Raw genomic sequence first — 11127 nt, forward strand, 5'->3', positions numbered from 1 at the left:
ACTACGACACAAGCTTTGGCTGACCACCTACCACATAGTCTGCGCGCTGGGTGTTATAGGGAATATTTAAATTTTCAAAACAGCGTGATACATTTGCCGCACGCTCTCTAAAGCAACCTTCTATTTCTGCTGTACTTGCACTAGAAAAACTTGGCAAAACTGAAATCACGGTGACGCTAATACTGTTCGACACCACAGGTAAGCTGCTTGAGCCAATACTGGTGTTTTGAGCTACGTGTGCAAATGGCACCACATTGTCTATATTTTTCTTTAAATAGACTTGCGCCAATACCGCTGAACGCCCTGTCGCAAACTGATTGGCTTTACAATAACCTGTTACCCCAATTTTGGTTTTTGAACCTGTACGGGAAATTGCACTGGCTTGACTCATAGAAAAAAATGTACTTTGCGATGCACGGTAGCAAAACACCAACTCATCTTCAGCATTAGCAGCGGAGTTAAAATAGCTATACATACCATCTTGGGCTAATTGACGCTCAATCTGATTTGGATTTTCCAAATTAAATAATGCCGCATTACTATTTTCTAAAAGCAAAGCCTGCACTTGGCTGTTGGTGGCCAGTCTTAATCCTAAAATCCCAGAACGAACGGCTAATGTACCTACCAAGGTAATTAAAATCAGAATGACCAAAACCACAATGAGCGTTGCACCTTTTTGGTGTTTCATTACGATGCTCCCAATGTATTACGCAAACCAACCACTTGAGTGACCAGTTGGCGTATGTATTTTTTATTCAAATTCGCATCACCATCGAACACCACTGCAGTTGCGGTGCCTGGGAGGGTAATAGTTTTATTATTTAAACCAGCATCAGCCCCAATATTGGTCGCAGATCGCGCAACCACAGAAACTTGCAATGAAATCACTTGTAGATAATTTTTTTCCTCGGTAATAGATGACATCAAATCGGTATACTCATCCATTGTGAGATAACGCAATTGATTATTTTGTGGATTTTTCACCCCCAAAAGCACCTTAAACGCATCAATATTTTGCATGAGTAACTGTGCGTTATTATTTAAGCCCGTAATACTGCTATCACCTTCTTTATAATGCCCTGCATCACAGTACAGTCCGTAACGATCCAAACCATCACTGCCCTGCTGTGAGGTTGGTAATTTTGCCACATAGTAACGCTGCACCATGGTTGGGCGGATTGCTTGGGTATCCTCATTGGCTTTGGCGGTTGTAAATCCAATTCTATTGCCTTCGCAATCATACATATCTGTATTGCTTAATAATCTTTCATTGATTTTCTTGGTAGCATCATTTGGGTCAACATCTGATGCTTCTTCAATTTGATACTGTGGCACAAACTGAATCACAATTTGATCACTTTTACCTGTGGTTGCATCTTCTTGTAAATTCTGCTGACTTAAAGCAACATCATCAATCAAATTCGCATGTAAGCTTGATGGATAGTTTTCTTGGGCAAAAATTACGCCAGAACCCACCATCTTATTATTAACTTTTTGGTTAGACGGTGTGTTTAGATTGGCGTGTCGTAAGTCATGAGTCAGCATTGCCAAACCAAAATTTGAGTTTTGCTGCACATCACCCATACCCAACTGAAATCCTAAAGATCGTTGTGCGCTGAGAAAAATAGCAGTTGCTGCACTGACCACCAACAAACCAATTGCCAAGCTAATCATCAGCTCAAGTAAAGTAAAACCTTTCTGAAGCTTAGTCATAGTTATAAGCCTCCATAATTATGCATTGTGCGTTTGGGTTATACGCTGTCCCATTGGTACAGTGATTACCTCCACTTCCATTTGTTGCAGTGGTTGTATCCCAAGCCACATATACACATTTTCTTTTCAGGGTCGAACCTTGGCAGTCGTTCACAGCAATAGACATGCCTAAATTTTCTGCACGCAACTGAACTTGTTTAAAGTCATAGGCTGCCATTTGATCACTGGTACAAAAATTTGCAGCACAATCTATCACGGTTGCATTTGCCTTATATTCATTTAATCCATCACGATTCATACGGATACGTTCAGATAAATCTCGTGCAATATTCATAGCTTGAATGTTTTGACCTGCGTCTGCACTGGCAGCAACCGCCCGAATTTGCAAAGCAGTAAAGCCTAGCACTGCAATTCCAAGCAGCACCAATGCCACCAAAACCTCGACCAAGCCAACACCACGTTGATTTCTTATCATTGTTTTACCCTCATCCTATTAATTTGGGCATGTGCTATTTGAGCGTTCATATCGAATCGAACCATTTTTATAAAACTCGATGACTGCTTTTTTTGAACTATCTTTTTGATGCTGCAAAATAAAACACTCACGATCATTCGCTGAAACTAAAAAGCCAAACATATTGTAGGTCAGGCTATTGACTGGTTTGGTTGCCCAACTGGTATGTTGCTCTGGCAACCACTTGAACTTGCCGTCTGTTACCGAGGCGTCTAGTGCCAACTTCTGTTCTTTCTTAGTAAATACAGCTTCGGAACGTGCCATTGTTGCCAATTCAACAATAGCTCTTGCATCGCTTTGCAATTGATTGCTCCGAACCATTTGGATAAAAGACGGAGCCGCCATCATCGCGATAATCGCCATCACCGCAATCGTCACCATCAATTCTATTAAGGTGAACCCGTTTTCTTTTTCTCGCATACTCCCCCCAAGACACAGACATTGCCCTATTAAAAATAATAACCAACAACTTTACAAAACCCTCACACTTCAGGACAAAAGGCATAAAAAAGCAGATAACCGTCATTGAATGGTTATCTGCCTATTTTTAATCAGTTTTTTAAAGTTTAATATGCTTCGCAGCTTAAGCCTGTGTTACAGGAATACGTAACTCTTTGGGCAAACTAAAGGTAATATTTTCTTCACGGCCTGCAAGCTCTTCAGGGGCAGTTGCACCCCAGTCTTGCAAACGCTGAATCACTTGTTTAATTAAAATTTCTGGTGCAGATGCGCCCGCAGTTACACCAATCTTTGTATTCTGTTGAAACCATGCTTGCTCCAACTCGTCTGCATTATCCACCAAATAGGCGCGTTTCCCCATACGTTCAGCCAACTCACGTAAACGGTTAGAGTTAGATGAATTTGGCGAACCCACCACCAACACCACATCACATTGATTGGCCAAGTCACGCACTGCATCCTGACGGTTTTGAGTAGCATAACAAATATCGTCTTTACGTGGTCCTTGAATATTCGGATATTTTTGGCGCAAGGCATCAATCACTTTGGCAGTATCATCAATCGACAAGGTGGTTTGTGTCACAAAAGCCACTTTATCTGGATGCTGAACCGCAAGTGCAGCCACATCATCTTCATCTTCCACCAAATAAATGTCACCGCCATTTTTCTTGTCGTACTGACCCATGGTTCCTTCAACTTCGGGGTGTCCTTCGTGACCAATTAAAATCGCCTCTGTGCCCTCACGCGCATACTTAGTCACCTCAATATGTACTTTGGTAACCAATGGACAAGTGGCATCAAACACTTTTAAGCCGCGACGCTCTGCTTCTTGTTGTACTGCCTTAGATACACCGTGCGCACTAAAAATCACAATGTTGTCATCTGGCACTTCGTCCAGCTCATCGACAAAAATGGCGCCTCGCTGACGCAAATCATCCACCACAAATTTATTGTGTACCACTTCGTGACGTACATATATAGGTGGGTTAAAACACTCAAGGGCACGATTTACAATCGCAATTGCTCGGTCTACACCTGCACAAAAACCACGTGGATTCGCCAATACAATTTCCATAGAACCCTCTATGTTGAAGTTAAATAGGTGGGATGTTTAAAAATTTATGCCAACAAAAGCCATCTTGGCTATTTTGTTTAAGGGGCGTCTACTCTAAAATAGAGAAGATATTTTATCATATCAGGAAAAATATCATGTCGGGTCTATTGTTTGTCGTTTCTGCCGCTTCAGGAACAGGCAAAACATCCCTCGTTAAAGCCCTGCTTGAGCGTGTGAATAATTTACACGTTTCAGTTTCTCACACAACACGCGGTCAACGTCCCGGCGAACTCGATGGTGTGCATTATCACTTCACACAAAAACAAGATTTTATCGACTTGGTAAAACAAGGCGGTTTTATTGAGTATGCTGAAGTGTTTGGCAATTATTACGGCACCGCGCAAGCAACGGTTAAAGAGCAGTTAGCCAAAGGTCACGATGTGTTACTTGAAATTGACTGGCAAGGTGCTCAACAAGTACGCAATCTTTTTCCTGAATCGAAGCAAATTTTTATTCTTCCACCAAGTCAGTTTGATTTACGCGAGCGTTTGTCTAACCGTGGCACCGATACAGTCGATGTGATTGAACATCGTCTAGGCTGCGCAGTTGAAGACATGCAACAATATGTCAATTTTGACTATGTGATTATTAATGATGACTTTAATAAGGCTCTGCACGATTTAGAATCGGTGATTACGGCTAATCGTTTGGTGATGGCGCAGCAGGCACATCGTCATCAAGCCTTGATTGAAAAGTTAATTAGCCCGCCAAGCGCGTGATTAAAACTTGAGTCTATAAGCAAAGCACCTTATACTGCACAGTCTGTTTAAATTTATTATTCGAACGAGAATCCTTATGGCACGCGTTACCGTTGAAGATTGTTTAGACCATGTAGACAACCGCTTTGAGCTTGTACTAGTGGCAAGCAAGCGCGCGCGTCAATTGGCACGTCAAGGCATAGAACCTACCGTTGAGTGGGACAACGACAAACCTACCGTTGTTGCTTTACGTGAAATTGCAGAAGGTCACGTTTCTAAAGACATTTTGAAACAACGTGACCAAGACTATCAAACTTCGAGTCTTGACCTTGCACTTTCTGCAAATAATTTGAATTTAGATGGTTTTTCTTTCCAATAAGAACCACTTTCTGAAAAAGCCTAGTATTTTACTAGGCTTTTTTGTTGTCTGAACTTTAATCTTGCGCTAAAAACCGTTATAACATAAGGATTAAGACCCTAATTTAGTGCCAAATTTATCACTATTTTGGCATGAAAAAAATTGACAAGTCATGCAATATGCTTTTCATTATAAGGTCTAACTGTAGATTCGTTATCACTTGTATTTTAAAGGGTGTTATATGCCAGGCACGATGGTCAGCCAAGCCAAACAACAGCTTCAAGCCATGATCGAACCTTACCTTAGCGTAAGTGAAGTCGAACAGGTGCTTACGGCTTGCGATTATGCTGAACATGCGCATGATGGCGTTACCCGTAAAAGTGGTGAACCGTATGTGTTACACCCGATTGCGGTGAGCTGTATTTTGGCACACATGCGTTTGGATGCCGACACGCTCATTGCTGCGCTATTGCACGATGTCATAGAAGATACCGACTACAGCAAAGATGACATCACAGAAAAATTCGGACGTACCGTTGCCGAACTGGTCGATGGTGTAACTAAGCTTAGCCATTCGAGCGACAAGGAATACAACAAAGCCGCTTCGTTCCGTAAAATTCTGCAAGCAACCTTACAGGATCCACGTGTCATTATTGTGAAACTGGCAGACCGTTATCACAACATGACCACATTAGATGCGCTGCGACCAGACAAACGTGCCCGTATCGCTCAAGAAACTTTTGATGTGTTTGTACCTATGGCACGTATCGTGGGTATGAATGAAATGGCGGATAATCTTGAACATCTGTGTTATCAAAACCTAGATTTAGATATGTATAACGATGTGCAAGCCGCCCTTTTGCAAACCAAGCCAAAACGCTGCGAATACCAGTCTAAATGGGAACAAAACCTTGCCGACCTGCTACAAGACAATCAAATTGCAGGTCGTATTAAAAAGAAAAATAACAATATTGAATTACTGCGCCACTTTGTTAAAAACGATATTGATCTACAAGAACTGACCCACAGCCACGCCTTTGAAATTATTTTACAAAGCATTGCTGACTGTGACCGTTTGGCTGATATTTTACGTGACAGCTTTCAGGTCTTGCATTATGAAGATCATATCCGTCGCCCACTGCCAGGCGGCAACCAATCGCTCATGATGCGTCTAAAAGGTGAACAAACCACCTTATCACTTACCATTCAAACTGAATTGATGCGTAAAGCCGCACGTTTTGGTGTGGTCTTGGGTGAAAACGCACCGCAAGCCTGCCGTTCTGCCATTCAAGCCTCTATGCAAAGCTTGAACGTGTTGATTGATGGTGAATGCGCTAAAACTACATTTAGCGATTTACTGGATTATCTACACCAAGAGAAAATTCATGTTTATACCCCGCACGGACATTTACATGAATTGCCGCAAGGCGCCACCGCGGTTGATTTTGCCTATGCAGCCAGTTTATTCTTAGGTAACCACGCCGTCGGTACAAAAATTAATGGTGAAAGCAAACCACTTTCCACACCACTCATCAGCGGGCAAGTGGTCGAAATCATCACCGATGTTTTAGCCACACCCAACCCAGATTGGTTGAGCTTCATTAATACCCAAAAAGCCCGTCGTGCTTTACAAAATATTCTGCGTGATCAGGATATTGAAGAACAGCGTTTGGTGGGTCAGCAAGCGCTTAACCGAGCACTGAAATTATTTAATCACTCGATTCAAGACTTAACCGAAGCCGATTGGTTAAATGTGTTGCAATGGCGCCACATTGACTCTAAAGACCGTTTATTTGAGCAAATTGCAGTCGGTGATTTATTGCCACAGTTGGTTGCGAATCACATATATGCACTCGATCACGACAGCAGCGAACATTCTGACCGTCTGATTCAGGGCACAGAAGGTATTGACGTGAAATATGCGCACTGTTGCAACCCTGTACTGGGCGATCCGATTCAGGGTAACTTGTCACGCCGTGGCTTGATTGTGCATCGTGCGCGTTGCAACAACTTACTGCATGAGCAACATCAACATCCTGAAAATATCATGCCGCTACAATGGACTTCGGAAGATGTAGATGACGTGAGTTTTACAGCTTATCTCAGCATTGATATGGATATGAATGACGAACAAATTTCCGATTTGATCTATCAATGTCGTAAGGCCAAAACCGGAGTAGAAATGGTACGTAGCCACGATGGCAAAACCTATGTGAATATTGTGGTGAATAACCGTAAGCAAATTGCCAAAATTATTCGTGATTTACGTATGCGCTTCGGTTTCCCACGAATTAGCCGTTTAGCGCGCCCCATCAGCATCGCAGAAGAAGCCAAAGCTTGTTAATTTAATGTGGCTACATAGTTGGACTGTGCCGCACCTTCACCGATTTTGCATTATAGACTCATCAGGCTATTGAAATGCAGTCGGATGGTCTATGATGTTCGTACATTATTTTAGGAGAAATCAATGTCTCGCCAAGTCATCCATACTGAAAATGCACCTGCAGCAATTGGTACTTACTCTCAAGCCATTTTAGTGGGCAATACTGTTTATTTATCTGGTCAAATTGGTTTAGACCCATACAGCATGGAATTGGTAGAAGGCATTGAAGCGCAAATTCGCCGCGTGTTTGATAACTTAAAAGCCGTTTGTGAAGCTGCGGGCGGTTCTTTGGCCGATATTGCCAAGCTGAATATTTTCCTGACGGATTTATCACACTTTCAATTAGTCAATCAGATTATGGGCGAATACTTTGCACAACCATACCCTGCGCGTGCAGCCTTAGGTGTGGCTAGCTTGCCTAAAGGTGCTTTAGTTGAAATGGATGGTGTGGTGATTATCAATTCATAAGTGATTATGATTCAAGCACTTAAAAACCATTAAACGATGCCACCTGTTAAGTGGCATTTTTTAATTCAAAAACTCAATTACAATAAATGACCTTTCAAATGATTTTTATTGACAAACGATAATAATTATCAATAATAACTCTTATCTTATTTCAATTATTGTGGTTGCATTCATGTACGTTTGCTTATGCCGTGGTATTACAGATCAAGACATTAAAGAAGCCGTTGCCAATGGTGCAGAGAGCTATCGTGAAATTCGCGATATGTTTGACTTGGGCACGTGTTGTGGTCGCTGTGCACCTGAAACTCGCGCTATCATTAGCGATGAAATTGCACAAATTGCGTCTCGTCTTGCCGTTGCTGCCTAAAGCTGACGTTTTATTGCTCTCCCCCATTTAATATTATAATTTATACTCAGTGTTTCCTCTCCCGCTTTCGACTACAGCGGGTTTTTCTTGACTTACATTTCTTCACACCACCTAGTTAATTGTTTTTGATTGCGATTTTCATTCGCCGTTCGATAAATCACTCGCCATTTTGCCCAGTCTTGTTTAAGATAGAAATATAGATTGCCTTAAGCTGTTTAAGGCAGAAATTGTTGATGGAGTGCTGCAATGAAAGGCAATCGTGATGTGATTAATCAACTCAACCAAGTTTTGTATCATCACCTGACTGCAATTAACCAATATTTTTTGCATTCACGTATGTTTAATGATTGGGGCATTGAACAACTCGGCTCGGCTGAATATAAAGAGTCGATTCGTCAAATGAAACATGCTGACAAAATTATTGAACGTATTTTATTTTTAGAAGGGCTGCCAAATTTACAACATTTAGGCAAATTATATATCGGTCAGCATACGGCTGAAGTGTTGAAATGTGATGTGCGTAAAGTCCAAGAAAATATTGAAGCGATTCAAAAAGCCGTCGTTTTGGCAGAACAACAACTGGACTATGTAACTCGTGATTTGGTTCAGGAAATTCTAGAGAAAGAAGAAGAGTACCTCGACTGGGCAACGACACAGCTTGATTTGGTTGAAACTGTAGGCATTGAAAACTATATTCAAAGCCAACTCTAAGATTCATCTCGCTTCAATCGCACAAAAGACTGGTTTTTCCAGTCTTTTGTTTTTAGGGTTTGGTAGAGGTTTTTAGTTCATCTTAGGTCATGATTGAATCATGCTTTTAAAGTAAGAGATAAAGATTCATCCGCTGGGATTCTTTGAACTTATGATATTTGCTGGAACGTCAATTTTAAACCCAATGCATTTGCCACTTTACTCACCGTCACAAAACTAGGATTTCCCTGTTTTCCAAAAGACTTATATAGCCCTTCGCGGCTTAAACCCGTTTCTTGTGCAAGTTTAGTCATGCCATACGATTTAGCAATATCACCCAAAATATGCGCAATATATACAGGATCATCCCCCGCCTCTTCTAAAGCCGCTTCAAGATAAGCCTGTCTATCTTCATCAGTTTTAAGATGATCCTGTATGTCCCATTTTTTTAACTCAACAATCATGCTTCACCTCGTATTTCTTTTGCCAGTTTCAGTGCTGTACGAATATCATTTTGCTGTGTAGATTTATCTCCACCTGCGAGCAAGAGCAAAATTTCACTCCCATGCTGCATGAAATAAATACGGTAGCCAGGACCAAAGAAAAATCTCAATTCAGATACATAATCACCAACAGGTGAAGTATCACCCAAATTTCCCAGTTCTACCCGACGCAAACGAGCATTAATACGTGCCTTCGCTTGCGTGTCTTTTAATGAGTCAAACCATGCAGCATAAGATTGAGTGGTTATAATTTTATACATTTAATTGTAATCTATAGTTTACAGTTTAAGAAGTTTATTTTTGTTGTCTAGCTCAATAGAGCTTAGCTAATTGCAAAAATGCGCAACGCTTCACATAAAAATACGCTATTGATACTTCTGCTTCACTTGAGCCGCGATATCTTTTAGGCTGAGTGTACTTTCGCCACTATTCTCGCCTGCTTCAATCGCTCGCTTCAAAGCTACAGTTTGATTTTCTTGCTGTTCCAATAATCTTAATGCAGATCGCATCACTTCGCTGGTTGAACCATAACATCCAGATTCAATCAGTTTGCTCATAAAGTCATCGAGTTGTGGGTCAATTGTTACACTCGTAGTTCTCGCCATTAGCATGCCTTATTGTATAAATAGATCATACAGTTCTAACATAAATGCCTTTATCTGAGCAAAATTTCAACGCTACTTCAATTTCACACATGAAATCAATTTCATAATGAATACCCCTCTCTTTTTTAAAGAGAGCTTGGGAGAGATTTTCAACATTGGTATCTTCAACCTTAGCGATGCCTTAGTCAATTGACGATATTTAACGCGCTTGTTAATATAATTTTTGTATAGTCGTCAGGCTGAGTTCTTCTTATAAGTCTGCATGAGCTTGGTAATATCTATATTTCAAGAAAATAAATAAAAACAATGTAAAACAAATATTTATACAAAAAAATCAACCATTTACCACAGCAAGATGATTCAAAATCAGGCTGAGTTGAAATTGTCTTTTATCTAACACAACAACATTCCATCAATGGAATATAAAGAGTATAATAAATCATGTGGGATGTCGAATATACCGATGAGTTTGAACAATGGTGGGAAACTCTGACAGAGCAAGAGCAAATATCAATTGCTGCTTCAGTAGAACTTCTTGAAACTTTTGGTCCAAATCTAAAATTCCCACATAGCAGTGGAATTCATGGTACGCAAAAGTACGATCACCTGAGAGAATTAAGAACGCAACATCAAGGTCGCCCACTTCGTACCTTGTACGCTTTTGACCCAAGACGTACCGCAATTTTACTGATTGCTGGTGATAAAACTGGCGATGACCGTTGGTATGAGATCAATATCCCTATTGCAGAGCGTCTATATGATGATCATCTTAATCAATTGAAAAAAGAGGGTTTAATCTAATGGCAAAAAAATTTACTGCTCTACGTGCAAAAATGTCTGCCGACTCCCAACAACAAGCACACCAACTTGCTCAACAGCACATGAGTGAAATGCCTTTGCAAGAGTTACGTCAAGCACGCGGGCTATCACAAAAAGTCATGGCCGATTTACTTAACGTTCAACAACCTGCAATTGCAAAATTAGAAAAGCGTACCGATATGTATGTTTCTACTTTACGCAGCCATATTGAAGCAATGGGAGGTCAATTAGAAGTGATTGCACGCTTTCCCGATGGCACAGTAAAAATCACGAATTTTTCAGAAATTTAGTTTATGCTCTGAACTCTCATCTACAAGAAGGACTTCTCCTTGAGGCATGAGTTTTTGAATCCGCCTCCTTGCACCATACATGGCTCACCTTTTTCAAATCCCCCTCAATCCCCCTCAATCCCCCTCAATCCCCCTCAATCCCCCTC

The 11127-nt window shown here is 41.0% G+C and carries 16 protein-coding genes; 8 read left to right on the top strand and 8 right to left on the bottom strand.

Going from position 1 to position 11127, the window contains the following annotated elements; all coding sequences use genetic code 11:
• Position 1: 1 nt before the first annotated feature.
• The 5 genes from C8322_RS10660 to ispH form a co-directional block, all read right to left on the bottom strand.
• Entirely contained in the window at positions 2-688 is a 687-nt protein-coding gene (locus C8322_RS10660; RefSeq protein WP_111810599.1) for a pilus assembly protein PilX, read from the bottom strand.
• A complete protein-coding gene (locus tag C8322_RS10665; RefSeq protein WP_111810600.1) occupies positions 688-1713 on the bottom strand; it encodes a PilW family protein in 1026 nt (341 codons plus the stop codon). The genes C8322_RS10660 and C8322_RS10665 overlap by 1 nt, the downstream gene beginning before the upstream one ends.
• Positions 1706-2188 carry a type IV pilus modification protein PilV gene (gene pilV / locus C8322_RS10670; RefSeq protein ID WP_111810601.1) on the bottom strand — a complete coding sequence of 161 codons (483 nt, stop codon included), beginning with the start codon at positions 2186-2188 and terminating at the stop codon, positions 1706-1708. The genes C8322_RS10665 and pilV overlap by 8 nt, the downstream gene beginning before the upstream one ends.
• Before the next feature lie 18 nt (positions 2189-2206).
• Complete coding sequence (locus C8322_RS10675) at positions 2207-2647, bottom strand: pilus assembly FimT family protein (protein ID WP_111810602.1); 441 nt, start codon at positions 2645-2647, stop codon at positions 2207-2209.
• Positions 2648-2810: 163 nt separating this feature from the next.
• Positions 2811-3761: a 4-hydroxy-3-methylbut-2-enyl diphosphate reductase gene (ispH, locus tag C8322_RS10680; protein WP_111810603.1), complete on the bottom strand. Its 951-nt coding sequence runs from the start codon at positions 3759-3761 to the stop codon at positions 2811-2813.
• 134 nt (positions 3762-3895) lie between these two features.
• Here ispH and gmk point away from each other — a divergent pair, with 134 nt between their 5' ends.
• From gmk to bfr, 6 genes are all read left to right on the top strand, one after another.
• Positions 3896-4519, top strand: a complete 624-nt coding sequence (gene gmk / locus C8322_RS10685) for a guanylate kinase (RefSeq protein WP_111810604.1) — start codon at positions 3896-3898, stop codon at positions 4517-4519.
• 76 nt (positions 4520-4595) lie between these two features.
• Positions 4596-4877, top strand: coding sequence for a DNA-directed RNA polymerase subunit omega (rpoZ, locus tag C8322_RS10690; protein ID WP_004809957.1), 282 nt, complete (start codon positions 4596-4598; stop codon positions 4875-4877).
• A 220-nt stretch (positions 4878-5097) separates the two neighbouring features.
• Positions 5098-7200 carry a RelA/SpoT family protein gene (locus C8322_RS10695; protein WP_111810605.1) on the top strand — a complete coding sequence of 701 codons (2103 nt, stop codon included), beginning with the start codon at positions 5098-5100 and terminating at the stop codon, positions 7198-7200.
• A 123-nt stretch (positions 7201-7323) separates the two neighbouring features.
• Positions 7324-7707: a RidA family protein gene (locus C8322_RS10700; RefSeq protein ID WP_004809961.1), complete on the top strand. Its 384-nt coding sequence runs from the start codon at positions 7324-7326 to the stop codon at positions 7705-7707.
• A 172-nt stretch (positions 7708-7879) separates the two neighbouring features.
• Positions 7880-8074, top strand: coding sequence for a bacterioferritin-associated ferredoxin (locus C8322_RS10705; protein ID WP_004809963.1), 195 nt, complete (start codon positions 7880-7882; stop codon positions 8072-8074).
• Between the two features lie 246 nt (positions 8075-8320).
• The gene (gene bfr, locus C8322_RS10710) at positions 8321-8785 is read left to right on the top strand and encodes a heteropolymeric bacterioferritin subunit Bfr (RefSeq protein ID WP_004809965.1); all 465 of its coding nucleotides are present in this window, start codon (positions 8321-8323) and stop codon (positions 8783-8785) included.
• A 149-nt stretch (positions 8786-8934) separates the two neighbouring features.
• Here the strand turns inward: bfr and C8322_RS10715 are convergent, their stop codons facing one another.
• The 3 genes from C8322_RS10715 to C8322_RS10725 form a co-directional block, all read right to left on the bottom strand.
• A complete protein-coding gene (locus C8322_RS10715) occupies positions 8935-9228 on the bottom strand; it encodes an addiction module antidote protein (protein ID WP_004809966.1) in 294 nt (97 codons plus the stop codon).
• Positions 9225-9527 carry a type II toxin-antitoxin system RelE/ParE family toxin gene (locus C8322_RS10720; protein WP_004809969.1) on the bottom strand — a complete coding sequence of 101 codons (303 nt, stop codon included), beginning with the start codon at positions 9525-9527 and terminating at the stop codon, positions 9225-9227. The genes C8322_RS10715 and C8322_RS10720 overlap by 4 nt, the downstream gene beginning before the upstream one ends.
• A 105-nt stretch (positions 9528-9632) precedes the next feature.
• A complete protein-coding gene (locus C8322_RS10725) occupies positions 9633-9872 on the bottom strand; it encodes a type II toxin-antitoxin system ParD family antitoxin (RefSeq protein ID WP_004809971.1) in 240 nt (79 codons plus the stop codon).
• 441 nt (positions 9873-10313) lie between these two features.
• Here C8322_RS10725 and C8322_RS10730 point away from each other — a divergent pair, with 441 nt between their 5' ends.
• Both C8322_RS10730 and C8322_RS10735 read left to right on the top strand, forming a co-directional pair.
• A complete protein-coding gene (locus tag C8322_RS10730; protein WP_004809973.1) occupies positions 10314-10673 on the top strand; it encodes a type II toxin-antitoxin system RelE/ParE family toxin in 360 nt (119 codons plus the stop codon).
• A 32-nt stretch (positions 10674-10705) separates the two neighbouring features.
• Complete coding sequence (locus tag C8322_RS10735) at positions 10706-10981, top strand: XRE family transcriptional regulator (RefSeq protein WP_228156502.1); 276 nt, start codon at positions 10706-10708, stop codon at positions 10979-10981.
• The last annotated feature ends 146 nt before the right edge of the window (positions 10982-11127 follow it).

It is taken from the genome of Acinetobacter sp. SM1B (genome assembly GCF_003289665.1).
In the GTDB taxonomy this organism is placed as follows: Bacteria; Pseudomonadota; Gammaproteobacteria; order Pseudomonadales; family Moraxellaceae; genus Acinetobacter; species Acinetobacter schindleri.

What these genes read in the sequence shown, in the direction of transcription:
- C8322_RS10660 (WP_111810599.1), bottom strand. Translation starts at nt 688, where the DNA reads ATGAAACACCAAAAAGGTGCAACGCTCATTGTGGTTTTGGTCATTCTG.
- C8322_RS10665 (WP_111810600.1), bottom strand. Translation starts at nt 1,713, where the DNA reads ATGACTAAGCTTCAGAAAGGTTTTACTTTACTTGAGCTGATGATTAGC.
- pilV (WP_111810601.1), bottom strand. Translation starts at nt 2,188, where the DNA reads ATGATAAGAAATCAACGTGGTGTTGGCTTGGTCGAGGTTTTGGTGGCA.
- C8322_RS10675 (WP_111810602.1), bottom strand. Translation starts at nt 2,647, where the DNA reads ATGCGAGAAAAAGAAAACGGGTTCACCTTAATAGAATTGATGGTGACG.
- ispH (WP_111810603.1), bottom strand. Translation starts at nt 3,761, where the DNA reads ATGGAAATTGTATTGGCGAATCCACGTGGTTTTTGTGCAGGTGTAGAC.
- gmk (WP_111810604.1), top strand. Translation starts at nt 3,896, where the DNA reads ATGTCGGGTCTATTGTTTGTCGTTTCTGCCGCTTCAGGAACAGGCAAA.
- rpoZ (WP_004809957.1), top strand. Translation starts at nt 4,596, where the DNA reads ATGGCACGCGTTACCGTTGAAGATTGTTTAGACCATGTAGACAACCGC.
- C8322_RS10695 (WP_111810605.1), top strand. Translation starts at nt 5,098, where the DNA reads ATGCCAGGCACGATGGTCAGCCAAGCCAAACAACAGCTTCAAGCCATG.
- C8322_RS10700 (WP_004809961.1), top strand. Translation starts at nt 7,324, where the DNA reads ATGTCTCGCCAAGTCATCCATACTGAAAATGCACCTGCAGCAATTGGT.
- C8322_RS10705 (WP_004809963.1), top strand. Translation starts at nt 7,880, where the DNA reads ATGTACGTTTGCTTATGCCGTGGTATTACAGATCAAGACATTAAAGAA.
- bfr (WP_004809965.1), top strand. Translation starts at nt 8,321, where the DNA reads ATGAAAGGCAATCGTGATGTGATTAATCAACTCAACCAAGTTTTGTAT.
- C8322_RS10715 (WP_004809966.1), bottom strand. Translation starts at nt 9,228, where the DNA reads ATGATTGTTGAGTTAAAAAAATGGGACATACAGGATCATCTTAAAACT.
- C8322_RS10720 (WP_004809969.1), bottom strand. Translation starts at nt 9,527, where the DNA reads ATGTATAAAATTATAACCACTCAATCTTATGCTGCATGGTTTGACTCA.
- C8322_RS10725 (WP_004809971.1), bottom strand. Translation starts at nt 9,872, where the DNA reads ATGGCGAGAACTACGAGTGTAACAATTGACCCACAACTCGATGACTTT.
- C8322_RS10730 (WP_004809973.1), top strand. Translation starts at nt 10,314, where the DNA reads ATGTGGGATGTCGAATATACCGATGAGTTTGAACAATGGTGGGAAACT.
- C8322_RS10735 (WP_228156502.1), top strand. Translation starts at nt 10,706, where the DNA reads ATGTCTGCCGACTCCCAACAACAAGCACACCAACTTGCTCAACAGCAC.